The 23,936-nt window shown below is 73.4% G+C and carries 22 protein-coding genes and 5 tRNA genes; 20 read left to right on the top strand and 7 right to left on the bottom strand.

All coding sequences use genetic code 11. The annotated features are described in order from the left end of the window. Positions 1 to 78 precede the first annotated feature (78 nt). Positions 79 to 162: transfer RNA gene (locus tag ACZ2G1_RS05010), tRNA-Leu, on the bottom strand. A 35-nt stretch (positions 163 to 197) separates the two neighbouring features. Then, on the bottom strand, positions 198 to 671 hold the full coding sequence (gene bcp, locus ACZ2G1_RS05005; RefSeq protein WP_017833222.1) for a thioredoxin-dependent thiol peroxidase: 474 nt from the start codon (positions 669 to 671) through the stop codon (positions 198 to 200). 228 nt (positions 672 to 899) lie between these two features. On the opposite strand from bcp, the gene ACZ2G1_RS05000 reads away from it, so the two are divergent. Next, positions 900 to 1,436, top strand: coding sequence for a MarR family winged helix-turn-helix transcriptional regulator (locus ACZ2G1_RS05000; RefSeq protein ID WP_017833221.1), 537 nt, complete (start codon positions 900 to 902; stop codon positions 1,434 to 1,436). A gap of 219 nt (positions 1,437 to 1,655) precedes the next feature. Here the strand turns inward: ACZ2G1_RS05000 and ACZ2G1_RS04995 are convergent. Beyond that, positions 1,656 to 1,731 (bottom strand) — tRNA-Lys (locus tag ACZ2G1_RS04995). Positions 1,732 to 1,888: 157 nt separating this feature from the next. Between ACZ2G1_RS04995 and ACZ2G1_RS04990 the strand changes: the two genes are divergently transcribed. The 15 genes from ACZ2G1_RS04990 to ACZ2G1_RS04920 all read left to right on the top strand — a co-directional run bounded on the left by ACZ2G1_RS04990 (position 1,889) and on the right by ACZ2G1_RS04920 (position 16,553). After that, positions 1,889 to 2,905: an NAD(P)-dependent oxidoreductase gene (locus ACZ2G1_RS04990; protein WP_017833220.1), complete on the top strand. Its 1,017-nt coding sequence runs from the start codon at positions 1,889 to 1,891 to the stop codon at positions 2,903 to 2,905. Between the two features lie 287 nt (positions 2,906 to 3,192). Further along, complete coding sequence (locus ACZ2G1_RS04985) at positions 3,193 to 5,085, top strand: acetolactate synthase large subunit (protein ID WP_017833219.1); 1,893 nt, start codon at positions 3,193 to 3,195, stop codon at positions 5,083 to 5,085. Positions 5,086 to 5,088: 3 nt separating this feature from the next. Further along, positions 5,089 to 5,598, top strand: a complete 510-nt coding sequence (gene ilvN, locus ACZ2G1_RS04980) for an acetolactate synthase small subunit (RefSeq protein WP_017833218.1) — start codon at positions 5,089 to 5,091, stop codon at positions 5,596 to 5,598. A gap of 103 nt (positions 5,599 to 5,701) precedes the next feature. Beyond that, a complete protein-coding gene (ilvC, locus tag ACZ2G1_RS04975; RefSeq protein ID WP_017833217.1) occupies positions 5,702 to 6,727 on the top strand; it encodes a ketol-acid reductoisomerase in 1,026 nt (341 codons plus the stop codon). 162 nt (positions 6,728 to 6,889) lie between these two features. Beyond that, positions 6,890 to 7,696, top strand: a complete 807-nt coding sequence (locus ACZ2G1_RS04970) for a CPBP family intramembrane glutamic endopeptidase (protein ID WP_470377549.1) — start codon at positions 6,890 to 6,892, stop codon at positions 7,694 to 7,696. Between the two features lie 73 nt (positions 7,697 to 7,769). Beyond that, positions 7,770 to 9,332 (top strand): methionine--tRNA ligase, encoded by a 1,563-nt coding sequence (gene metG / locus ACZ2G1_RS04965; protein ID WP_017833215.1) that lies wholly within the window; start codon positions 7,770 to 7,772, stop codon positions 9,330 to 9,332. A 79-nt stretch (positions 9,333 to 9,411) separates the two neighbouring features. Beyond that, positions 9,412 to 10,488: a 3-isopropylmalate dehydrogenase gene (locus tag ACZ2G1_RS04960; protein ID WP_017833214.1), complete on the top strand. Its 1,077-nt coding sequence runs from the start codon at positions 9,412 to 9,414 to the stop codon at positions 10,486 to 10,488. A 98-nt stretch (positions 10,489 to 10,586) separates the two neighbouring features. Next, positions 10,587 to 11,696 carry a branched-chain amino acid aminotransferase gene (locus tag ACZ2G1_RS04955; protein WP_035928893.1) on the top strand — a complete coding sequence of 370 codons (1,110 nt, stop codon included), beginning with the start codon at positions 10,587 to 10,589 and terminating at the stop codon, positions 11,694 to 11,696. Positions 11,697 to 11,766: 70 nt separating this feature from the next. After that, complete coding sequence (locus ACZ2G1_RS04950; RefSeq protein WP_017833212.1) at positions 11,767 to 12,540, top strand: fumarylacetoacetate hydrolase family protein; 774 nt, start codon at positions 11,767 to 11,769, stop codon at positions 12,538 to 12,540. A gap of 109 nt (positions 12,541 to 12,649) precedes the next feature. Next, complete coding sequence (gene gltX, locus ACZ2G1_RS04945; RefSeq protein ID WP_095651664.1) at positions 12,650 to 14,164, top strand: glutamate--tRNA ligase; 1,515 nt, start codon at positions 12,650 to 12,652, stop codon at positions 14,162 to 14,164. A 130-nt stretch (positions 14,165 to 14,294) separates the two neighbouring features. Then, positions 14,295 to 14,873 carry a cupin domain-containing protein gene (locus ACZ2G1_RS04940; RefSeq protein ID WP_336649763.1) on the top strand — a complete coding sequence of 193 codons (579 nt, stop codon included), beginning with the start codon at positions 14,295 to 14,297 and terminating at the stop codon, positions 14,871 to 14,873. Between the two features lie 88 nt (positions 14,874 to 14,961). Then, positions 14,962 to 15,033 (top strand) — tRNA-Gln (locus ACZ2G1_RS04935). A gap of 22 nt (positions 15,034 to 15,055) precedes the next feature. Continuing rightward, positions 15,056 to 15,131: transfer RNA gene (locus ACZ2G1_RS04930), tRNA-Glu, on the top strand. A gap of 151 nt (positions 15,132 to 15,282) precedes the next feature. Then, positions 15,283 to 15,358, top strand: a tRNA-Glu gene (locus ACZ2G1_RS04925). A 226-nt stretch (positions 15,359 to 15,584) separates the two neighbouring features. Beyond that, complete coding sequence (locus ACZ2G1_RS04920) at positions 15,585 to 16,553, top strand: NAD(P)/FAD-dependent oxidoreductase (protein WP_109243467.1); 969 nt, start codon at positions 15,585 to 15,587, stop codon at positions 16,551 to 16,553. A gap of 161 nt (positions 16,554 to 16,714) precedes the next feature. On the opposite strand, the gene ACZ2G1_RS04915 is transcribed toward ACZ2G1_RS04920, so the two are convergent. The 3 genes from ACZ2G1_RS04915 to ACZ2G1_RS04905 all read right to left on the bottom strand — a co-directional run bounded on the left by ACZ2G1_RS04915 (position 16,715) and on the right by ACZ2G1_RS04905 (position 19,917). Continuing rightward, entirely contained in the window at positions 16,715 to 17,146 is a 432-nt protein-coding gene (locus tag ACZ2G1_RS04915) for an OsmC family peroxiredoxin (protein WP_470377548.1), read from the bottom strand. A gap of 146 nt (positions 17,147 to 17,292) precedes the next feature. Then, entirely contained in the window at positions 17,293 to 18,549 is a 1,257-nt protein-coding gene (locus ACZ2G1_RS04910) for a heparan-alpha-glucosaminide N-acetyltransferase domain-containing protein (protein WP_470377547.1), read from the bottom strand. A gap of 318 nt (positions 18,550 to 18,867) precedes the next feature. Then, positions 18,868 to 19,917 carry a TerC family protein gene (locus ACZ2G1_RS04905; RefSeq protein ID WP_136341637.1) on the bottom strand — a complete coding sequence of 350 codons (1,050 nt, stop codon included), beginning with the start codon at positions 19,915 to 19,917 and terminating at the stop codon, positions 18,868 to 18,870. A gap of 292 nt (positions 19,918 to 20,209) precedes the next feature. Between ACZ2G1_RS04905 and ACZ2G1_RS04900 the strand changes: the two genes are divergently transcribed. From ACZ2G1_RS04900 to ACZ2G1_RS04885, 4 genes are all read left to right on the top strand, one after another. Then, positions 20,210 to 21,370: a glutamate--cysteine ligase gene (locus ACZ2G1_RS04900; RefSeq protein WP_470377546.1), complete on the top strand. Its 1,161-nt coding sequence runs from the start codon at positions 20,210 to 20,212 to the stop codon at positions 21,368 to 21,370. Beyond that, positions 21,367 to 22,146, top strand: coding sequence for an alpha/beta fold hydrolase (locus ACZ2G1_RS04895; RefSeq protein ID WP_095651670.1), 780 nt, complete (start codon positions 21,367 to 21,369; stop codon positions 22,144 to 22,146). The genes ACZ2G1_RS04900 and ACZ2G1_RS04895 overlap by 4 nt, the downstream gene beginning before the upstream one ends. After that, positions 22,143 to 22,844, top strand: coding sequence for an esterase/lipase family protein (locus ACZ2G1_RS04890; protein WP_470377545.1), 702 nt, complete (start codon positions 22,143 to 22,145; stop codon positions 22,842 to 22,844). The genes ACZ2G1_RS04895 and ACZ2G1_RS04890 overlap by 4 nt, the downstream gene beginning before the upstream one ends. Before the next feature lie 158 nt (positions 22,845 to 23,002). Next, on the top strand, positions 23,003 to 23,278 hold the full coding sequence (locus ACZ2G1_RS04885) for an SHOCT domain-containing protein (RefSeq protein WP_470377544.1): 276 nt from the start codon (positions 23,003 to 23,005) through the stop codon (positions 23,276 to 23,278). Between the two features lie 68 nt (positions 23,279 to 23,346). Here ACZ2G1_RS04885 and ACZ2G1_RS04880 read toward each other — a convergent pair whose 3' ends face one another. Then, complete coding sequence (locus ACZ2G1_RS04880) at positions 23,347 to 23,904, bottom strand: DUF421 domain-containing protein (protein ID WP_470377543.1); 558 nt, start codon at positions 23,902 to 23,904, stop codon at positions 23,347 to 23,349. Positions 23,905 to 23,936: the final 32 nt, after the last annotated feature.

Genomic DNA, 23,936 nt, shown 5'->3' with positions numbered 1-23,936 from the left:
GGGTCCTTCGCCGCCTCACCGGATCTGTCGTGGGTGTCGTCGTGGGCCGGCCCCGGGGCGTGCCCGGGGACGGCGGGGTGCGCGAGGCGGGACTCGAACCCGCACGCCGGTCAGGGCACAGGAACCTAAATCCTGCGTGTCTGCCAGTTCCACCACTCGCGCCGAAGGGCCCGTCCGGGCCCCCGCCCATCCTAGCCTCAGCCCTCCAGGCCGAGGTCGCGGCGCAGCTTCGCCACGTGGCCCGCGGCGCGCACGTTGTACTGCGCGAGCTCCACCTCGCCCTCGGGCCCGACCACCACGGTGGAGCGCACCAGGCCCTCGTAGGTCTTGCCGTAGTTCTTCTTCTCGCCCCAGGCGCCGTACGCCTCGGCGACCCGGTGGTCCGGGTCGGAGAGCAGCGGGAAGGTGAGGGACTCGGCCTCGGCGAACCGCGCGAGGGCCTCCGGGGAGTCCGGCGAGATGCCGAGCACGGCGAACCCGTCCGCGGCGAAGCGCTCCAGACTGTCGCGGAAGTCGCACGCCTGCGTGGTGCAGCCGGGGGTCGAGGCCTTCGGGTAGAAGTAGACGACCACCCGCCGCCCGCGGTGGTCGGCGAGGGAGACGGTCCCGCCCCGGGCGTCGGGCAGGGAGAAGTCGGGGGCCGGGCTGCCGGGTTCGAGACGTGCTGCCATGGGGATGTTCCTCCGTCGGTTCGGTGGTGCCGTCCGGGCCGGGCCCGGGCGAGGGTCGGGTGCCGCGGGACGGCCCCGGACCACGAACACTACCGGCGCTCGTCCCGGTGGTCCCGGCCGTCCCGGGGGAGCGCTCAGGACCGCCGCGGATCCGCCCGCGGAGAAATGCTCGTCAGTTTGCTTAGCATGGTGCTGTATTCCGTGGTGCAGGTCGGTAGACTGCTTTGCATGCCTTTCACCACTCAATGGCCGACCAACCGACTGCTCTCCACCGCGGCCCGGCTCGTGGAGCACGCGTGGAACGAGCGCCTGGCCACGCTCGGGGTGACCCACGCGGGCGTCATGGCGCTGGACGTGCTGAAGACGGCGGGGAGCATGACGCAGGCCCAGCTGGCGCACCGCGTCCGGGTGCAGGCCCAGACCATGGGCAAGACGCTGCACCGGCTCGAGCTGCACGGCCACGTCAACCGGTCCAAGAACGTCCACGACCGCCGCAGCCACCTCGTGTCGATCACCCCGGAGGGCCTGCGCATTCTCGAGGCCGCCACCCAGCTCGAGGACGAGCTGGTGGACCACGGGCTGCTCACGGACGAGAACCTGCGCCGCACGCTGGCCGACATCATCACCACGCTCGGCGGCGCCCGCTGGAAGCTGCGGGTCCAGCCGGACGGGACCGTCACCGACGCCGGGTCCGCCGACGCGACCACGCCCGAGCAGTCGCGCGACATCGCCGAGGCCGGCACGGCGGGGGACACCGCGTCCTGAGACGGCCGCGGCCCGCGGTCCCGGCACGGACGGGCGCGGGGCGGGTCGGCACGGGGTCGAGGACGACCCCGGCACGAGGGCGCGCGAGGTCGCCGGACGGCGGCCTCCGGCGGGAGCACCCGGGGCACGACGACCCCGGGTTTTTTCGTGCCCGCGGGCCGCCGTGCCCCGGGGACGACGAAGGACCCCACCGCGGTGCTCCGCGGTGGGGTCCTCCTGTGGTGCGCCCCCTCGGACTCGAACCGAGAACCCATTGATTAAGAGTCAATTGCTCTGCCAATTGAGCTAGAGGCGCTGGTGGTGCGGCAAGAACACTAGCACGCTCCCGGCCCGGGGCCGAATCGCGCCGGCCGGCTTCCGCCGGGTCCCGCCTCGCAACGAGAGAGTACTCTACCAGCTCGTCCCGCCTTGTCCATTCCGCCGCCGCCGTCCGGACGGCGGCGGCGTCTAGCATGGCCGTCATGCCCTCCGCACAGACCCCCGCGCCGTCCGCCCCGTCCGTCCCGCTCTCCGAACTCCGCGTGGTCTCCCTCCCGGAGCAGGAGCTCGTGGACCACCTGAGCGCCCGCGTCCCGGGCTTCCGCTACGTCCTGTGGGACATGGCCGGGGACCCGGTCGGGGCCCGCGCCGATGAGATCGACGTGGCGGTGGCTCCGTACTTCACCGGCCGCTGGGTGGGGGCCCTGCCCGCCGCGACCCGCCTGCGGCTCGTGCAGCTGCAGAGCACCGGCTTCGACGGCGTGCCGGAGGCCATCGGGCCCGACCTCGCCCTCTCGACGGCGGGCTGGGTGCACGCCGCCGGGACCGCCGAGCTGGCCCTGGGGCTGATGATCGCCGCCCAGCGGGAGCTCGACCGCGCCGTCCTGCAGCAGCGCGACGGGATCTGGCGCCGCTTCGAGACCCGGACACTGGCCGACAGCCGCGTCCTGGTGCTGGGCGTGGGCGAGATCGGCTCCGCCGTGGTCGACCGGCTGCTCCCCTTCGAGGTCGAGGTCACGAGGGTGGCCTCCCGGGCCCGGACCGACGAGCGCGGCCCCGTGCACGGCATCGACGAGCTGCCGGCCCTGCTGCCTGACGCCGACGTGCTCGTGGTGGCCCTCCCCGCGAGCCCGGCGACCGACGGCCTCGTCGACGCCCGCGTGCTGTCCCTGCTGCCCGACGACGCCCTGGTGGTCAACGTGGGCCGCGGCCGGGTGGTCGACACCCCCGCGCTGACCGCGGAGGTCGTGTCCGGGCGGCTCCGCTGCGCCCTCGACGTCGTCGAGCCCGAGCCCTTCCCCGGCGACCACCCGCTGTTCCGTGCCCCCGGGGCGATCCTCACCCCGCACACCGGTGGTTCCTGCACGTCCTACAAGCCGCGCGTGCGGCGGCTGCTGCGGACCCAGCTCGAGCGCATCGCCGCGGGGGAGCGGCCCCTGTTCCTGCAGCAGGAGGGGCGGCTGGACGTCCCGGCGGACGCGGAGGAGTGATCCGGACGTGCCGTGTCTCACATCGTGGGACACGGAGTCCGAAGATTGACACGCCCGGCCGGGCGGCAGAGCATGGGAGCATGCAACTCAGCCACGGTGTCGTCCAGCTCACGGTACGCGTCCTCGTCGGACGCGGGGCCTGAGCCGACGACCGGTCGAGCGCACGGGCCCTGTCGCACCTCCCGGTGCCGCGAGGGCCTTTTTTCTTGCCCGGCGCCCACGGCGGAGCGACAGTCGAGCCGGAACAGCAGCACCAGCCCAGAAGGCCAGACCAGAAGGACAGTGACATGAGCAAGGGACAGCCGATCAGCCCAGCGCTGATGGCCACCAAGCGCGCGGAGACCGCCGCTGACCACCGGCCCCCGGGGGCCCCGGAGAAGTCCGTCCCCGCCGTCCCGTCCGTCATGGGCCCGGGCAGCACGGTGGCCCCCACGGAGATGACCGGCTCCCAGGCCGTCATCCGGGCGCTGGAGGAGCTCGGCGTCACCGACGTCTTCGGCCTCCCGGGCGGCGCGATCCTGCCGACCTACGACCCGCTCCTGGACTCGGACCGGATCAACCACATCCTGGTCCGCCACGAGCAGGGCGCCGGCCACGCCGCCGAGGGCTACGCCCTCGCCTCGGGCCGCGTGGGCGTCTGCATCGCGACCTCCGGCCCCGGCGCCACGAACCTCGTCACCGCCCTCGCCGACGCGCACATGGACTCCATCCCCATGGTCGCGATCACCGGGCAGGTCTCGTCCAAGGTGATCGGCTCCGACGCCTTCCAGGAGGCGGACATCGTGGGGATGACGATGCCGGTCACCAAGCACTCCTACCTGGTGACGCACGCCGAGGACATCCCGCGGGTGCTCGCCGAGGCGTTCCACCTGGCCTCGACCGGGCGCCCGGGACCGGTGCTCGTGGACATCGCCAAGGACGCCCAGCAGGACACCATGACGTTCTCCTGGCCGCCCCGGATGGACCTGCCCGGCTACCGGCCCGTGACGCGCGGGCACGCCAAGCAGATCCGGGAGGCCGCCAAGCTCATCGCGGCGGCCCAGCGGCCCGTGCTCTACGTGGGCGGCGGGACGGTGCGCGCCGACGCGGCCGCCGAGCTCATGGAGCTGGCCGAGCTGACCGGCGCCCCCGTGGTGACCACGCTGACCGCCCGGGGCGTGTTCCCGGACTCCCACGAGCAGAACCTGGGGATGCCAGGGATGCACGGCACCGTCCCGGCGGTGTACTCGATGCAGCAGGCCGACCTGCTGGTGACCCTCGGCGCGCGCTTCGACGACCGCGTCACGGGCCACCTGGAGACCTTCGCCCCCACGGCCAAGATCATCCACGCGGACATCGACCCCGCCGAGATCTCCAAGAACCGCACCGCCGACGTCCCGATCGTGGGCGACGTCAAGGAGATCCTGCCGGACCTCGTGACCGCCGTGCGCCAGGAGTTCGAGCGCAGCGGCAGCCCCGACCTCTCCTCGTGGTGGACCGCGCTCAGCAGCCTGCAGGCCACCTACCCGCTGGGCTACCCCAAGCCGGCGGACGGGCTGGGCTCGCCGCAGCACGTCATCGAGCGGATCTCCGCCCTGACCGGCCCGGAGGCCGTCTACGTCTCCGGCGTGGGCCAGCACCAGATGTGGAGCTCCCACTTCGTCCAGTACGAGCGGCCCCGGCAGTGGCTGAACTCGGCCGGACTGGGGACCATGGGCTTCGCCGTGCCCGCCGCGATGGGGGCCAAGGTCTCCCAGCCCGACCGCGTGGTCTGGGCGATCGACGGCGACGGCTGCTTCCAGATGACCAACCAGGAGCTCGCCACCTGCACGATCAACAAGATCCCGATCAAGGTGGCGGTGATCAACAACTCCTCGCTGGGCATGGTGCGCCAGTGGCAGACCCTGTTCTACGACGGCCGGTACTCCAACACCGACCTGAACACGGGCCACGACAGCATCATGGTGCCGGACTTCGTCAAGCTCGCCGACGCCTACGGGTGCGCCGCCCTGCGCTGCACCCGGGACGAGGACGTGGACGACGTCATCCGGCAGGCCCTCGAGATCAACGACCGCCCCGTGGTGATCGACTTCGTGGTCTCCGCCGACGCGATGGTGTGGCCGATGGTGCCCACCGGCGTGTCCAACGACCAGATCCAGATCGCCCGCAACATGACCCCCGACTGGGACGAGGAGGACTGACCCATGAGCCGACACACCCTCTCCGTGCTGGTCGAGGACAAGCCGGGCGTGCTGACCCGGGTGGCCGGACTGTTCGCGCGCCGCGCCTTCAACATCGACTCGCTCGCCGTGGGACCCACGGAGCTCGACGGCGTCTCCCGCATCACCGTGGTGGTGGACGCCGAGGGCGAGCTGCTCGAACAGGTCACCAAGCAGCTGAACAAGCTCATCAACGTGATCAAGATCGTCGAGCTCACCCCCGACTCGTCGGTGCAGCGGGACCACATCATGGTCAAGGTCCGCGCCGACGCCGCGACGCGTCTGCAGGTCACCCAAGCCGCGGACCTGTTCCGGGCCACCGTTGTCGACGTCTCCACCGAGTCGCTCGTCATCGAGGCCACCGGCGCCCCGGAGAAGCTCCGGGCGCTGCTGGACATCCTGGAGCCCTTCGGCGTCCGGGAGATCGTCCGGGCCGGTACGCTGGCCCTCGGACGTGGTCCCAAGTCGATGAGCGACCGCGCCCTGCGCCACTGACGCCCCCGGGCGGCGGTGGACGCGGGCGCCGGCCCACAGACACCCCAACCACCTCGCGGCGGTGCCCCCGCCGCGCCCACCCATGCTTCAAGGAGACAATCCCATGGCAGAGATCTTCTACGACGACGACGCCGACCTCTCGATCATCCAGGACCGCTCCGTGGCCGTCATCGGCTACGGCTCGCAGGGCCACGCCCACGCGCTGAACCTGCGCGACTCCGGCGTGGACGTGCGCATCGGCCTCGCCGAGGGCTCGCGCTCCCGGGCCAAGGCCGAGGCCGAGGGCCTGCGGGTGCTCACCGTCGCGGACGCCGTCAAGGAAGCCGACGTCATCATGATCCTGACGCCGGACCAGGTCCAGCGCCACGTCTACGCCGAGTCGATCGCCCCGAACCTGGAGCAGGGCGACGCCATCTTCTTCGCCCACGGGTTCAACATCCGCTACGGCTACATCGAGGCCCCCGCGGGCGTCGACGTCGTCATGGTCGCCCCGAAGGGCCCGGGCCACACCGTGCGCCGCGAGTTCGAGGCCGGCCGCGCCGTGCCCGCCCTCGTGGCCGTGGAGAAGGACGCCTCCGGCAAGGCCCTCGAGCTGGGCCTGTCCTACGCCAAGGGCATCGGCGGCACCCGCGCGGGCGTCATCAAGACCACCTTCACCGAGGAGACCGAGTCCGACCTCTTCGGCGAGCAGGCGGTCCTGTGCGGCGGCATGTCCCACCTGGTCCAGTACGGCTTCGAGACCCTGACCGAGGCCGGCTACCAGCCGGAGATCGCCTACTTCGAGGTCCTGCACGAGCTCAAGCTCATCGTGGACCTCATGGTCGAGGGCGGCATCGCCAAGCAGCGCTGGTCCATCTCGGACACCGCCGAGTACGGCGACTACGTCTCCGGCCCCCGGGTGATCAGCCCCACGGTCAAGGAGAACATGAAGGCCGTGCTGGCCGACATCCAGGACGGCACCTTCGCCAAGCGCTTCATCGAGGACCAGGACAACGGGGGCGCCGAGTTCAAGAAGCTGCGCGAGAAGGAGGAGTCCCACCCGATCGAGGTCACCGGCCGGGAGCTGCGCAAGCTCTTCGCGTGGACCTCGCCGGACGCCGACTACGTCGAGGGCACCGCGGCCCGCTGATCCGCACCCGCCCCACCGCCGCGCGCGGCGCGGGGGCACCGGCCGAGGGGTCGCGTCCGCACGTCATGCGCCGAGCATTCCGTGCGGACGCGGCCCCTCGCCGCGTCCGGCGTCCTACCCTGGGGGCGGAGCCGGTCGCCGCGATCCCGGGGGGTGGTCCGCATGGCGGACGTCGGAGCACGGGCACAGCAGCCCGGGCCGGGCCTGCGGGGGCGGGTCGCCCGGCACCAGCTGCCGGCCTTCTTCGTCCTGACGTACGCGTGGTCCTGGACGTGCTGGGCGCCCCTGCTGCTCGGGGCGGGCGGCACGCCGCTGCTCCTGCTCGGCGGCCTCGGCCCGTTCGTGGCGGCGTGGGCCGTCACGTGGCTGTCGGGGGAGCCGGTGCGGGACTGGGCCCGGGCGATCGTGCGGTGGCGGGTCCCGGCCCGCTGGTGGGCCTGGGCGCTGGGGCTGCCCGCGCTGCTGTACGCCGTCGTCAACGCCCTGCTCGCGGCGCTGGGCCGGGAGGTCGACTGGTCCCTGGCCCTCGAGCGGGCCCCCGCCTACCTGGCGACCTTCGTCTTCGTGGCGGTGCTCGGGGGCGGCCTGGAGGAACCCGGCTGGCGCGGCTTCGCGCTGCCCCGGCTGCAGGAGCGGCTGGGCCCGCTCCGGGCGACCGCGCTGCTCGGTCTGCTGTGGGGGGTGTGGCACGTCCCGCTCTACGGGCCGCTGGGCTTCGCGGTGCCGTTCGTCCTCGCGTTCCTCTACACGCCGCTGTACAACCGCACGGGCAGCGTGCTGCTGTGCGTGCTGCTGCACGCGAGCTTCACGCCGGCCCAGGACCACCTCGTCCTGCTGGCCGCGGAGCCGGTGCACACCGGGCTGCTGGACACCGTGGACCTCGTCCTGTTCGGCACCTACGCCGGGGCCGCGCTGCTCGTCGTGGCCCTCACCCGCGGGCGGCTGGGCGCGGGGCGCCCCCGGCGGTGAGCCGACCCGGCCGGGCCCCGAGCGCCGGCCGCCCCGGGCGCGCACGGCCCCCGCGGTCGGTAGAGTGGAGGCCGTGACTTCCTCCCACCGCACCCCGTACTACATCACCACGGCCATCGCGTACCCCAACGGCACCCCGCACATCGGGCACGCCTACGAGGTCATCGCGACCGACGTCATGGCCCGGTTCAAGCGGCTGGACGGCTACGACGTCCGCTTCCTGACCGGCACCGACGAGCACGGCCAGAAGATGCAGCAGACCGCGGAGAAGGAGGGCCTCACGGCCCGGGAGCTCGCGGACCGCAACTCGGCGCGCTTCCGCGAGATGGACGACGCCCTGAACATCTCCTACGACCGCTTCATCCGCACCACGGACGCCGACCACTACGCGGCGTCGGCGGCCCTCTGGCGCCGGATGGAGGAGGCCGGGGACATCTACCTCGGCAAGTACGCCGGCTGGTACTCCGTGCGCGACGAGGCGTTCTACGGCGAGGACGAGACCGAGCTCCGCGCGGACGGCGTGCGGTGCTCGACGGGCACCGGCACGGAGGTCACCTGGACCGAGGAGGAGTCCTACTTCTTCCGCCTCTCCGCCTACCAGGACCGGCTGCTGGAGCTCTACGAGCGGGAGGGCTTCGTCCACCCCGAGACCCGGCGCAACGAGATCGCGTCCTTCGTGCGCTCGGGCCTGGAGGACCTCTCCATCTCCCGCACCACCTTCGACTGGGGCGTGCCCGTGCCCGGCAACCCGGACCACGTGATGTACGTGTGGGTGGACGCCCTCACCAACTACCTCACCGGCGTGGGCTTCCCGGACACCGCGTCCGAGACGTTCCAGCGGTACTGGCCCGCCGACGCCCACGTGATCGGCAAGGACATCGCCCGCTTCCACGCCGTGTACTGGCCGGCGTTCCTGATGTCCGCCGGCCTGCCCCTGCCCCGGCGCGTCTTCGCCCACGGCTTCCTGTTCAACCAGGGCGAGAAGATGTCCAAGTCCGTGGGCAACGTCATCGACCCGCACGCCCTCGTGGCCGAGTACGGCCTCGACCCGCTGCGCTTCTTCCTGCTGCGCGAGGTGCCGTTCGGCCAGGACGGCAGCTACTCGCACGACGGGATCAAGAACCGCATCAACTCCGACCTCGCCAACGACCTCGGCAACCTCGCCCAGCGCTCGCTGTCGATGGTCGCCAAGAACTGCGAGGGCCGGGTCCCCGCGCCGGGGGAGCTCACCCCCGAGGACCGGGCCATGCTCGCCGCGGCCGCCGGGCTCTGCGCGCCGGTGCGCGCCGAGTTCGACGAGCAGCAGTTCCACCGGGCGCTCGAGCGGATCTGGCGGGTGGTCGCCGAGGCCAACCGGTACTTCACCGCCATGGAGCCCTGGAAGCTGCGCAAGACCGACGCCGGGCGGATGGCCACCGTGCTCTGGGTGACGCTCGAGGTGGTGCGCACGGTCGGCATCCTGGTCCAGCCGGTGGTGCCGGACGCCGCCGCCCGGCTGCTCGACGTGCTCGGCCAGGCCGAGGGCGACGCCCGCCTGTTCACCGCCCTGGACACGCCCCTCGTGGCGGGCACGGAGCTGCCCCCGCCCGCGCCGGTGTTCCCGCGCTACGAGGAGCCCGCCGCACTCCAGTCCTGAGCGGCGATCGGCTGTCCATCATGTGAGACGTCCGTCCACACCGTGGTCGGACGGGTCGGTCGGCTCCTATCCTGGGGCCATGAGCCAGCCGACGCCCGCAGCCGCCCCCGCCCACCTGAAGATCGCCCTCGTCCCCGGTGACGGCATCGGCCCCGAGGTCGTGGCCGAGGCGGTGAAGGTCCTCGACGCGGTGACCGCCGCGGCCGGCGTCACGGTGGAGAGGACGGAGTTCGGCCTCGGCGCGCAGCACTGGCTGGACACGGGGGAGACCCTCACGGACCGGACGCTGGACGAGCTGCGGACCCACGACGCCATCCTGTTCGGCGCGGTCGGCGCCGCCCCCGGGGACCGGCGGGTCCCGTCCGGGATCATCGAGCGCGACGTGCTGCTGAAGATGCGCTTCAGCCTCGACCACTTCGTCAACCTCCGCCCGTCCAAGCTCTTCCCGGGCACCACCAGCCCGCTCTCCCACCCCGGGGACATCGACTTCGTGGTGGTGCGCGAGGGCACCGAAGGCCCGTACGCCGGCAACGGCGGGGTGCTGCGCGGCGGCACCGACGCCGAGATCGCCACCGAGGTCTCGCTCAACACCGCCTACGGCGTGCGCCGCCTCGTGCGCTACGCCTTCGAGCTCGCCGCCGGGCGGGAGCGCAAGCGGCTGACCCTCGTCCACAAGCACAACGTGCTCGTCAACGCGGGCCGCCTCTACGCGCGCCTCGTCGAGGAGATCGGTGCCGAGTTCCCCGACGTCGCCGTCGACTACCTGCACGTGGACGCGGCCACGATCTTCCTCACGACCGACCCGGCGCGCTTCGACGTCATCGTCACCGACAACCTCTTCGGGGACATCCTCACCGACCTCGCCGGCGCGGTGACGGGCGGCATCGGACTGGCCCCGGCCGGCAACATCAACGCGGACCGCACGGCGCCCTCGATGTTCGAGCCCGTGCACGGCTCCGCACCGGACATCGCCGGGCAGCAGAAGGCGAACCCCGTGGCGGCGATCCTCGCCACCGCCATGATGCTGGAGCACCTCGGCCACTCCGGGCCGGCGGCCCGGATCGAGGCCGCCGTGCAGCAGGACCTCGCGGCCCACGGCAACGAGTCCCGCACCACCGCCCAGGTGGGCGACGGCGTGCTCGCCGCCCTCGCCTGAGCCGATCCGGCCGTGCTCCGGGGATAGGCTGGGGCACGGAACCAACAGCTGAGCCCCGCGTGCCGGTCGCCACGGGGTCGACCTCGCAGGGAGACGCAGTGACCACACAGCCCACCACCTTCGCCCACCACCTCAGCCAGGACCCGGTCCCGGAGGAGGTCCGGGCGGCCATCCTCGCCGAGCCGGGCTTCGGCACGAACTTCACGGACCACATGGTGAAGATCGACTGGTTCGGGGACGTCGAGAAGGGCACGGGCCGCTGGAGCGACCCGCGGGTCGAGCCGTACGGTCCGCTGGTGCTGGACCCCGCCGCGGCCGTGCTGCACTACGGCCAGGAGATCTTCGAGGGGCTCAAGGCCTACCGGCACGCGGACGGCTCCGTGTGGACGTTCCGGGCCGAGGCCAACGCCGCCCGGCTCAACCTGTCGGCCCGCCGGCTGGCGCTGCCGGAGCTGCCCGAGCAGCTGTTCCTGGACTCGCTGCGCGAGCTCGTGTCGGTGGACGAGCAGTGGGTGCCCGACGGGGACGGGGAGTCCCTGTACCTGCGCCCGTTCATGATCGCCACGGAGGCGTTCCTGGGCGTGCGCCCGTCCCGCCAGGTGCTGTACTCCGTGATCGCCTCCCCGGCCGGCAACTACTTCGGCGGCCCGGTGAAGCCCGTGGACATCTGGCTCTCCCGCGACTGGGCCCGCGCCGGCCGCGGCGGCACGGGAGCGGCCAAGTGCGGCGGCAACTACGCCGCCTCCCTGATCGCCCAGATGGAGGGCGACGCCCACGGGTGCCAGCAGGTGATGTTCCTGGACCGCGACCGCGGCGACGCCGTCGAGGAGCTGGGCGGCATGAACGTGTTCTTCGTCTACGACGACGGCCGCCTGGTGACCCCCGAGCTCACCGGCACGATCCTCGAGGGCGTCACCCGCCGCTCGATCATCCAGCTCGCGAAGGACCGCGGGATGACCGTCGAGGAGCGCCGCTTCACCCTCGACGAGTGGCGCGAGGGCTGGCAGGCCGGGACCATCACCGAGGCGTTCGCGTGCGGGACCGCCGCCGTCATCACCCCCATCGGCCGGCTCGTCTCCACCGAGGAGACCATCGGCGACGAGGGCGCCCGGCCCGGCGAGGTCACCATGGACATCCGCCGGCAGCTCCTGGAGATCCAGACGGGCCGCGCGGAGGACCCGCACGGCTGGCTCACCCGCCTGGTCTGAGCCCCGCGCGGCCCCGGTGGCGCCACCGGGGCCGCGCGGCCGCCCGCGGACCGTGGGATAGCCTGGTCCCATGCGAATTGCCAGGTTCACGGTCGACAGCGAGATCCACTTCGGCGCGGTGCAGGGCGCCGCCGGCGAGGAGACGGTCACCGTCCTCGCGGGCGACCCCTTCTACACCGGGATCAACCCCACCCAGCAGCGCCACGACATCGCCGACGTCCGCCTCCTCGCCCCCGTGATCCCGCGCTCCAAGATCGTGTGCGTCGGCCGCAACTACGCCGACCACGCCGCGGAGCTGGGCAACGAGCTGCCCACCTCGCCGATGCTGTTCTTCAAGCCCAACACGTCCGTCGCCGGCCCCGGCGACCCCGTGACCCTGCCCGCGTGGACCGAGCAGGTCTCCTACGAGGCCGAGCTCGCCGTCGTCATCGGACGGATGTGCAAGGACGTCCCCGTGGAGCGCGTGCCCGAGGTGGTCTTCGGCTACACCGCCGCCAACGACCTCACCGGCCGCGACGTGCAGAGGACCGACGGGCAGTGGGCGCGCGCCAAGGGCTTCGACGGGGCCTGCCCGCTCGGGCCCTGGATCGAGACGGACCTCGACACCTCCGCCCTCGCCGTGCGCAGCCGCGTCAACGGCGAGACCAAGCAGGACGGCAACACCCGGGACATGGTCTTCGACGTCCCGTTCCTCGTCTCCTACGTCTCCCAGGCGTTCACGCTCCTGCCCGGCGACGTCATCCTCACGGGCACGCCCGCCGGCGTCGGCATCGTCGACGAGGGCGACCGGATCGAGGTGGAGGTCGAGGGCATCGGCGTCCTGCCGACCGTCCTGCGCCGCTGACCCGCACCGCCGGCCGGCGCCGGTCCGCACCGCCGACCCGTGCGGGCACCGCGGCGCCCCGCACCACCGCACGACCCCGCCCAGACCCCGACCGATCCACGAAAGAGCCATGACCGACACGCCCGCCACCCCGGCCACCGCCTCGACCACCTCCTCGCCCGTGCGCGTGCGCTTCTGCCCGTCCCCGACGGGCACCCCGCACGTGGGACTGATCCGCACCGCGCTGTTCAACTGGGCCCACGCCCGCCACACCGGCGGCACCATGGTCTTCCGCGTCGAGGACACCGACACCCTGCGCGACTCGGAGGAGAGCTACCAGCAGCTGCTCGAGGCGCTCGCGTGGCTGGGGATCGACTGGGACGAGGGCGTCGAGACCGGGGGTCCGCACGCCCCGTACCGGCAGTCGCAGCGCCTGGACGTCTACCGCGACGTGGCCGCCCGGCTCCGGGAGCACGGGGCGGTCTACGAGGCGTACTCCACCCCGGAGGAGGTCGAGGCCCGGCACCGGGCGGCCGGCCGCGACCCCAAGCTCGGCTACGACAACTTCGACCGCGACCTCACCGAGGAGCAGATCGCGGCGTACCGGGCGGAGGGCCGGGAGCCCGTGCTGCGGCTGCGGATGCCGGACGAGGACATCGTGGTCCACGACATGATCCGCGGCGAGATCGTCTTCCGGGCCGGCTCCATCCCGGACTACGTGGTGGTGCGCGCCAACGGCCAGCCGCTGTACACGCTGACCAACCCCGTGGACGACGCCCTCATGGAGATCACCCACGTGCTGCGCGGCGAGGACCTGCTCTCCTCGACACCGCGCCAGATCGCGCTGTTCCGCGTCCTGGTCGAGATCGGCTTCGCGAAGTACGTGCCCGAGTACGGCCACCTGCCCTACGTCATGGGCGAGGGCAACAAGAAGCTGTCCAAGCGCGACCCCGAGTCCAGCCTCTTCCACCTCAGGGACAGCGGCTTCGTCCCCGAGGGCCTGCTCAACTACCTGGCCCTGCTGGGCTGGTCCCTGTCCGCGGACGAGGACGTCTTCACCGTGGAGCAGCTCGTGGAGCACTTCGACGTCCATGACGTCCTGGCGAACCCCGCGCGCTTCGACCTCAAGAAGGCCACCGCGATCAACGGCACCCACGTCCGCAGGCTCGCCCCCGAGGACTTCCGCGACCGGCTCGTCCCCTACCTGCAGGCCGGCGGCGTGCTGGGGGACACCCTGGACGAGCGCCAGCGGGACATCCTCGACCGGGCCGCCCCGCTGGTCCAGGAGCGGATGAACCTGCTCGGCGAGGCCCCCGAGCTGCTGTCCTTCCTCTTCGCCGCCGACGACGAGATCGAGGTCGCCGACGACGCCCGCAAGCAGCTCAAGGACTCCGCCGGCGACGTCCTGCGGGCCGCGCTCGCCGCCCTGGAGCCGCTCGAGGACTGGAGCGCCGCCGCCCTCGAGACCGCGCTCCGCGAAGCCATCGTGGACGGGCTGGGGATCAAGCCGCGACTGGCCTTCGGCCCCGTCCGCACCGCCGTCTCGGGCCGGCGGATCTCGCCGCCCCTGTTCGAGTCCCTCGAGATCCTCGGCAAGGACTCCTCCCTGACCCGCCTGCGCGCCCTCGCCGCCCAGCTCGGCTGAGCGCCCTGCACGACGACGACGACGGTCCGGCCCGCCCTCCGCGGAGGGCGGGCCGGACCGTCGTCGTCGTGGACGTCATCTGCACACACCCGGGCGCTCCGGCGTAGCCTGGGACACGGGGGCGATCAGCATGGACCGGACGGACGACCAGATCGAGGCGATGCGCGCGGGACGCCCGCAGCACCGCAATCCCGTGCAACGGGACACCATCACGTGGTTGCGCACCGGCGCCGAGACCGAGGGCGAGCACGCCCTGCTGCACGTCGAGGTGGAGCCCGGGGGAGAGGTGCTCGCCCACTACCACCGACGGTTCGGGATGCGCGTACGCGTCCTCGAGGGCGTGCTGCGGGTCCAGATCGGCCACGTCGTGCGGGACCTCGGGGCGGGCGGCGAGGCCGAGGTGCCCCCGGAGCACCTGTTCCGCTGGAAGAACCCGGCCGGGACCCCGGCCCGCTTCGTGGTCGAGGTGCGGCCCGCCCACGAGGGCTTCGAGAAGGGCCTGGTGGCCCTGTACGGGCTCGCCCGGGACGGGCGCACCCGCCGGGACGGCCGCCCGCGGAGCCTGCTCCGCACGGCGCTGCTCATCGAGTGGACCGACATCAACCTCCCGGGGCTCTACCGCTGGCTGGGGCCGGTCGTCCGGGCGCTGGCGGGCATCGCCCGCCGCCGGGGGATCGACGCGGAGCTCGAGGACCGCTACTGCCGTTGAGCCCGATTTGCCGCCCCGCCGGAAGGCCGGTATAGTTCTTTTGCGTTGCGCCGGTCGCCGCGGGAAACCGCCGGACCGGGGACGACAGTGGGATATGGTGTAATTGGCAACACTACGGTTTCTGGTACCGTCATTCTAGGTTCGAGTCCTGGTATCCCAGCGCTGCTCCATCGGATCAGTACGGCCCCATCGTATAGCGGCCTAGTACGCCGCCCTCTCACGGCGGTAACGCGGGTTCGAATCCCGCTGGGGTCACCACCGCAGAACACCCCCGGACCACACGGTCCGGGGGTGTTCTCGTGTCCGGGGTGCGCTGCGCCGCCGGAGCAGGGCCGGCGTCCGGAACGGGGCCCGGGACCTGGTACAGTGTACGAGGCCGGTCGCGGGAAACCGCGGACCGGATCGGTGCGGCCCCATCGTATAGCGGCCTAGTACGCCGCCCTCTCACGGCGGTAACGCGGGTTCGAATCCCGCTGGGGTCACCACGGAAGACGTCCCCCGGACCACACGGTCCGGGGGACGTCGTCGTTCCACCACGACGAGCACCGGCACCGCCCGGTCCGGCGCTGCCCCGCCAGGGGGAGGCGCGCCCGCCGAATGCTCCGGCGCCGCCTACAGTCAGCAGGCTTACATCCCCGTCCCGGCACTGCTACGTTGGCAGAGCGGCGCAGGACTGCTGCCGGGACCGGCTCCGGGACGGGGGAAGGCACGATGGACGAGAGCTACGACGTGGTCGTCGTCGGTGGGGGGCCCGCGGGCCTCGCCGGGGCGCTGTGCCTGGCCCGCGCCCGGCGCACGGTCCTCGTGGTGGACGCCGGGGCCCCGCGCAACGACCCCGCGGAGCACGTGCACAACTACCTCGGCCGCGACGGCGACGCCCCGGGCGCGCTGCTCGCGGACGGGCGTGCCGAGGTCACCGGCTACGGAGCGGACGTCGTCGACGGCACGGTGGTCTCCGCCCGTCCCGCCGGGGACGACGGCCACGGCGTCCGGTTCCTGCTGGCGCTCGAGGACGGCCGGTCGGTGCGGGCGCGCCGCGTGCTGATCACCACCGGACTCACCGACGAGCTGCCGGACGTCCCGGGCGTGGCGCAGCGGTGGGGCCGCGACGTCGTCCACTGCCCCTACTGCCACGGCTGGGAGTGGCGGGACGAGCCGCTGGCGGTGCTGGGCACCGGCCCCCTGGGCGTGCAGCAGGCGCAGCTGTTCCGGCAGTGGAGCCGCGACATCATCTTCGTGCAGCACACCGCCCCGGCGCCGGACGACGAGGAGCGCGAGCACCTGGCGGCCCTCGGCATCGCGTGCGTGGCGGGCGAGGTGCGGCGCGTGGAGGTGTCGGGGGACCGGATCACCGGTCTGCGGCTGGTCTCCGGCGAGCTCGTGCCGTGCCGGGCCGTGGTCGTGGTGCCGCGCTTCACGGTCCGCTCCGCCCTCATCGACTCCCTCGGCCTGCGCACGGCCCAGGTGGAGGAGAAGGGCCATGCCGTCGGCACGTACGTGCCCTCGGCGCCCACGGGCGGCACGGACGTGCCGGGGGTCTACGTGGCGGGCAACGTCACGGACCTCCACGCCCAGGTCCTCGCCGCGGCAGCGGCCGGGCTCACGACCGCCACGGCCGTCAACGCCGACCTGCAGGCCGAGGACCTCGGCCGGGCGCTCGCCGAACGCGACCGCGCCTGACGTCACGGGTCCGGTTGACCAGGAGCGGATCCACGAGGAGCAGGAGCGGACGCGCGCGACCTTCCACGCCCTCGCCGGCCGGGCCGCCGTCACCGATACGCCGGACGCGCCCGGCCCCGCCGGCCCGGGCACTGCCCGGGTCGGCGGGGCCGGGCACCGGATCAGGCCAGCGAGGCGTCCAGGGTGATGTCCACGGACAGGGCCTGGGAGACCGGGCAGCCGGCCTTGGCCTCCTCGGCGATGCGCGCGAAGTCCTCCGCGGAGATGTTCTCCACCTGCGCCACCACGGTCAGCTCGACCCCCTTGATGCCCTCGCCCGCCACGAAGGTCACCTCGGCCGAGGAGTCCATCCGGGTCGGCGGGGTCTCGTTCTGGGCGAGCATGTTGGAGAACGCCATGGCGTAGCAGGTGGCGTGCGCGGAGGCCAGGAGCTCCTCGGGGCTCGTCTTGGCGCCGGCGCCGCTCTCCGCGCGGGTGTCCCAGTCCACGTCGAAGGGGCCCAGGCCCGAGCCGGTCAGGCTGGTGGTGCCCGAGCCGTTGAAGAGATCGCCGGTCCAGACGGTGCTGGCCTTGCTGATGACGGGTTTCGGCATGGTTCCTCCTGAGGTCCACGGCAGGCGGGCGCTCCGCCTGCCGGCGCCGGGCGGCGCTGCTGTCACGCTAACGGATCCGTGCGGCCCGCGAGCGGCCGGGGCCGTGTTTCAGCCGTCGGCGCGTGTCCGGCCGGCGGAGGCACGTGCTACCCCAGGGGCCTCCTGGGGGTCTCCGGGCCGCGGGGCGTCCCCCGATCGGCGACGGCACGGGTGGTCGCGTGCGCGGCCGCGGACACGAGCCGTTCCAGCGGACCCCGTCCGAAGGCGTGCCGCCAGGCGAGCGCCACGAGCGCCGAGACGAGGAGGCAGGCGGCGAACCAGAGCAGCGGGCTGCTGTAGTGGACCTCGGTGGCCAGCAGGACCAGCTGTCCCGTGTACAGGGACAGGGTCATCGCCCCCATGGCCGTGAGCGGCAGCAGCCACTTGCCGAACTCGCGGCCGGCGAGCAGGAGGGCGCCGAGCACGGCCGTGCTCACCCCGAGGCTCCAGGCCACCGAGAGGAGCGTGTTGGTGTGCGGGGCGGAGAGCGCCTGCCACCACAGCGAGGACGTCGGCAGGGGCCCGTCGGCGCCGAAGACGACGAGGTGGTCCAGGTCCGCCCGGGTGAGGGAGACGATGCTGTAGAGCAGCACGTTGTAGCCGTCCATGCCGTAGAGGAGCACCCAGGAGACGAGCTTGGCGAGGGCCGCGAGGCCGAGTCCCGCGGCCAGGAGGCGGCTCTGCAGACGCAGGCTCTTGAGGTTGAGGCGGCCGAGGGCCAGCCCGGCGAGCAGGTACGCCATGTACGTCACGGCCGGGTACGTGCCGGTCAGCGTCAGCTGCCAGAAGAGCGCGACCGGTTCGGTGACGAGGTGGGCGAACGTCGGGTTGGCGGCGCTGTGCTCGGGCACCACGTCGCCCAGCCAGTGGATCAGGAGGGGCCCGAGGAGCAGGAACGCGCCCGAGCACAGGAGCAGGGTCCGTGCCCGCAGCCCCAGGAAGGGCAGCGCGAGCAGGAAGAAGAGCCCGTAGTGGACCAGGATGCCGACGGCCGGCGGGTCCGCCGGCATCAGGTACCCGACGGTCAGCCCGATCACCATGATCAGCAGCGCGCGCACCGCGATCCCCGCGCGGGCGGCGGTCAGGTCCCGGCCCCTGCGGGGTCTGCGCGCTCCGGTGGAGAAGGCGAGGCCGACCCCGGCGAGCAGCGCGAACAGCGCCGCGGAGTCCCCGGCGAACAGCAGCCAGGACAGCGTCGGCCGGTCGTTGTCGGGATAGGACGGCGGCAGGAAGTGGACCGCCGTCAGCCCCACGAGAGCCAGTCCCCGGGCGGCGTCCACGGCGACCAGGCGTCCGGCCGACCGGCGGGGGTCGAGCCCGCCGGTGGCCTCCGCGGCCCGGTCTCTCGTGGGGTGGTCGTTCATGGGTCCCGCCGTCCTGTTCCTCATCCCCGGCCCCACGGTGGGTCGCGCTCAGGATGTCGTGTGCACTGCCGCCAATCTTCGCATCCGGGCCGTCGGTCGCGGCAACGTTGCGCCGGAAGGCTCAGGAGGCCTCGCGCAGCGCCGGCCCCGGCGGCGGCGTGGAGGGCCTGCTGGTTCGCGCGGGTCAGGGGACCGGTCACGCTGACCCGGACGAACCGGCCGTCGGGGTCCGCCTCGACGAGGACGGAGAGCTTGCGGTGCACGGGGTCGGCTCCTTCACGGGGCGGCGACCCTCCCACGGGGCGCGGTCCGCGCCCCTCAGGGGCCGCTCCGGCCGTCCTCGTCCCGGTCCGCGGAGGCGGCCCGGGACGGCCGCAGGGGTTGGAGCGCCGCGAGCTCGGCGGGGGTCGCGGTCCGGAACGGCGGGGCCTCCGGGCACTGCGGCGCCCGCCGCCCCTGCCCGCGGGTGGCGCGCAGGCTCGTGCCGACCGACACGACCAGGACGGCCGTGATCACCGCGAGGGAGACTCCCGTGGGGATGTCGACCACGTCGACCTTGAGCGCCATCTTCACCCCCACCCACACCAGGACCAGGGCCAGCCCGGCGCGCAGGTGCACGAAACGGTGCATCAGGTCCGCCAGCAGGAAGTACATGGCCCGCAGCCCCAGCACGGCGAAGGCGTTGGCGGTGAAGACGATGTAGACCTCGTCGGTGACCGCGAAGACGGCCGGGATCGAGTCGACGGCGAAGACCACGTCGGTGGCCTCGATCAGCACCAGCACCGCCAGCAGCGGCGTGGCCCGCAGCGCCCCGCCGACGCGCACCACGAGCCGCTGCCCGTAGAACACCTCGGTCATCGGCACGCAGCGGCGGAAGACCCGCAGCACCGCCGACCGGTCCGGGTCAAGACGCGCCTCCCGCTGCCGGAGCATCCGCCACCCGGTGCAGAGCAGGAACGCGGCGAAGAGGTAGAGCACTCCCTCGAAGGCGTGGATCAGCGCCGCGCCCGCGGCGATGAAGGCGCCGCGCAGCACCAGCGCCCCGAAGACGCCCAGGAACAGCACCTGGTGCTGGTAGGCGCGGGGGACGGCGAAGTACGTGAGCAGGACCGCCCAGACGAACACGTTGTCCACGGAGAGCGACTTCTCGATCAGGTACCCGGCGAAGTACTGCTGGCCGGCCTGCGACCCGAAGACGGCCCAGACCACCACCCCGAAGCCCGTCCCGCAGGCCACCCACACCGCCGTCCACACCGCGGCCTCGCGCAGCCCGATCGCGTGCGGGCGCCGGTGGGCGAGCAGGTCCACGGCCAGCAGGACCACGATGCCGCCGATCACCGCGGCCCACCCCCAGAACGGGACGTCCATCGCCACCAGCCACCCTCCGGTTCCCGACCGGAGGTCTCTCCCGGCCCGTTCCGGGCCCGCGCGCCGGATCCTGCGGTGGGACCGTCGTGACGACGCTGCGCGGGGGGATACTCCCCTCCTGGCCCCTCCAGCGAACCCCGCACCGCCCTCCGCGTCAAGAGGCGTCGCGAGCCCCCGCAGCGGCGCTGCGCGGGTCCCCGGTGCTACGCTCCGCAGTGAGCCGGGGGATCCGCCCGGCGACGACGGCGGGGCCTCCCGCCCCGCCCGTCCGCACCGCTCCAGCCCCTCCCGGATGGTGGTGATCACCGTTTTCCCGCACCCGTCCCCCGCAGCGACCACCGGCCCCACCCGCACCTTCGGCGTGGAGGAGGAGCTGCTCCTCGTGGACGCCGTGACGCTGGAGCCCGCCCCCGCCGGCCCGGACGCCGTGGACGCGCACGCCGCCGGCGTCCGCTCCTCCCCGGCGACGGCACCGGCGCACCAGGTCACCACCGAGCTGCAGCAGGAGCAGATCGAGGTCGCGAGTCCTCCGCTGACCGGCCTCCCGGAGCAGATCGCCGCGATCCGTCAGGGGCGCCGCCTGGCCGACGCCGCCGCCCGCGCGGTGGGTGCCCGCGCCGTCGCCCTCGCCTCACCGGTCACGGCGGGCGCCCCGCACCTCGTGCCCGCACCGCGCTTCCGGTGGCTCCAGGAGCGCTTCGGGCTGGTGGCCGCCGAGCAGCTGACCTGCGGCCTCCACGTCCACGTGGGCGTCGGCAGCCGCGAGGAGGGCGTGGCCGTGCTGGACCGCATCCGGGTGTGGCTGCCCGTCCTGCTCGCCCTGAGCGGCAACTCCCCGTTCTGGTACGGCCGGGAGAGCGGCTTCAGCAGCTACCGCTACCAGGCCTGGGTCCGCTGGCCCACCTCCGGTCCCACGGAGGTCTTCGGCTCGGTCGAGGAGCACGACCGGCAGCGCGAGGCCCTGCTGCGCTCCGGGGTGCCCCTCGACCTCGGCATGATCTACTTCGACGCCCGGCTCTCGGCCCGCTACCCCACCGTGGAGATCCGGATCACCGACATGTGCCTGGACGCGGAGCACGCCGGGGTGCTGGCCGCCCTCGGCCGGGCGCTGGTCGAGACGGCCGCCCGCCAGTGGCGGGCGGGCCTCCCCGCGCCGCCGGTGAGCGCGGCGCAGCTGCGGACCTGGTCCTGGCAGGCCAGCAGGGCCGGCGTCGAGGGGCCGTTGATCAGCCCGGCCTCCGGCGTGCCCGCCCCGGCCGCGGACGTCGTGGCGGAGCTGCTGGCCGTCGTGCGCCCCGTGCTCGCCGAGTGGGACGAGGCCGCGCAGGTGGAGTCCGTGGTGGCCGGCGTCCTGCGGGACGGCTCCGGCGCCCGGCGGCAGCTGGCGGCCCACGCCGCGCGGCGGGACCCGCTCGACGTCGTGCGCCTGGCGCTCGAGGCGACCCACCGGTGAGGGCGCGGGGGCACCCGGGGCTCGAGCGGCGGCGCGTCGTCGCCGGCACCCACGCGGTCGACGTGCGGGGGACCTTCGACCGCGCGCGGCCCCCGGTGGTCCTCGTGCACGGCATCGGCATGTCGGGCCGTTACTTCCTGCGGCTCGCGGACGCGCTCGCGGCCACGCACGACGTCTACGCCGTCGACCTGCCGGGCTGCGGGTCCTCACCGCGCCCCGCCCGGCCCCTGTCGGTGCCCGAGCTCGGCCGCGTGGTCGCAGGGGCCGTCGAGGCGCTGGGGCTGCGGGCTCCCGTGGTCGTGGGGCACTCCATGGGCTGCCAGGTCGTCGTGGACGCGGTCAGGGACCACCCCGGGCTGTGCGCCGGCTACGTGCTGGTGGGACCGACCGTCGACCCCACCGCGCGCAGTCTGCTCGGCCAGGGACGGCGGCTGCTGCGGGACACCGCGCGCGAGCCCCTGCGCACCAACGCCGTGGTCGTCCGCGACTACCTCCGGATGGGCCCGCTCCGCTATCTGCGCACGACCCGGCACATGCTCCGCGACCGGATCGAGGAGGACATCCGGGGCTGCACGCCCCCCGGGCTGGTGGTGCGCGGGTCCCGGGACCCCATCGCCCGGCGGGACTGGTCCCGCCGGCTGGCCCGGGCGGCCCCCGACGCCCGCTTCCTGGAGATCCCCGGGGCCCCGCACAACGTCCAGCACACCGACCCCCGGGAGCTCGCCGCCGCCTGCGCGCCCTTCCTCGCCGCCTGCCGTCCCGGGAGCCCGGTGTGATCCCGCGGCTGGGCGCGGCGGCCGCGAATCTCGCGGCCTGGGCCCGCGACTACGTCTACGCGCTCCGGTGGCAGGCCGCGGGCGTCCTCGGCCGGTGGGAGCCCGCCCACTACCGGGGCCCGGGAGAGCCGGGGCGGACGCCGGTCGTGCTGATCCCCGGGATCTACGAGTCGTGGACGTTCATGCTCCCGGTGGCCGGGCTGCTGCGGGAGCACGGCCACGACGTCCACGTGGTGGAGGACCTGAGGTTCAACACCGGGACCATCGAGGACATGGCGGCGCTGGTCGACGAGCACATCCGCCGGGAGGGGATCGAGCGCTGCGTGCTGGTGGCGCACAGCAAGGGCGGGCTGATCGGCAAGCACCTCCTGGCCCACCACAACAAGGGCACCGTGATCCAGGGGCTCGTGGCCGTCAACACCCCCTTCACGGGCTCCGAGCTCGCCCGGCTCCTGCCCCTCCCGACGATCCGGGTGTTCCTGCCCCACTCCCCGGAGCTCACCGCGCTGACCACCCGCCGGGAGGTCAACCAGCACATCGTCTCCGTCTACGGCCTGTTCGACCCCCACATCCCGGGCGGCAGCCACCTGGAAGGGGCGCGCAACGTCCAGCTCGGCACGCGCGGTCACTTCCTGCCGCTCAGCGACCCGCGCGTGCACGCGGCGATCCTCGAGGGGATCGGCACGCTCACCCGCTGACCCCGCCGGCGCCCGGGGGCCCCGGCGGCCGCCGACCCGACCGGACCGCCCCGGCCCGGCGTCGGAGGCGACTGCTACTCTTCGGCCACCGAGCGCGCCCCGGACGGCGCGCCGCCGGAGACAGGAACGACGGACGACGCCGGAGGGACGGTGGGACCGTGGGCGAACTGGGACTGACCCCCTTCCAGGGCTGGGAGGTGATGTCCTGGGCCCTGCTGGCCGCCGCCGCCGTGTGGACCGTGGCCCGGGGCGTCCGGTGGCTCGTGGGACGCTACGGGCAGAACACCCGCTGGAACCGCAGGTCGCGCACCCGGCTCGGCCTGCGCCGGGCCCGGGACGGCCTGCTGGAGCGCCACGCCGCCGGAGAGCTCACCGAGGACGAGTACCGGGAGCGGCTGCGGCTGCTCGAGCAGGAGGGCCGCTCCGGCCCCTGACCGCCCCGGGGCCGGGGGCGGGAACGTGCGAGCACCGGGCCCGGCGCAGCGCCACCGCGCCGTGCGGTTCACGCCTCCGGGCCGGCCGGTCCCCGGCGGTCGTCGTCGCCCAGGGCCTCGGTCCCGCGGACGTCCGCGAGCGCGGACCCGTCGCCGTAGGAGCTCGATGTGATGACGCTGAGCTTGCCGTTGGTCTCGAGCACGACCGCCTCGACCCGGGAGAGGTCGCCGGTGCCCTGCATCCGCACGGCCTGGCGCAGCTCCGACTCGGTGAGCCGGTTCCGCCGCATCGCGTCGTGGCGGAACCGTCCCCCGGCCAGCAGCAGCGCCGGTTCGGCGCTGAAGACACCGCGCATCCGCGGCCAGCGCGCGGAGATCCAGGCCACGAGCAGCTGGAGGGCGGCGAGCAGGCCGAGGGCAGTGGCGCCCTCGGCCCAGGAGACGTCCGTGCTGAGGAAGATCGTGGCGAGGGTCGAACCGAGGGCCACCGTCACCACGAAGTCGAAGACGTTGAGCTGGCCGAGGGTGCGCTTGCCGGACAGGCGCAGGATCGCCACCAGCGTCGTGTAGGAGGCGGCGCCGACGAGGATGATCCGCAGGATGTCGGACCAGGAGTCAAACCACACGGAACGGCCTCCGGTCGGTCTTCGGGCTCGTC

It is taken from the genome of Kocuria sp. KKT182 (genome assembly GCF_055635395.1).
This window is presented reverse-complemented; position numbering and strand designations above follow the sequence as displayed.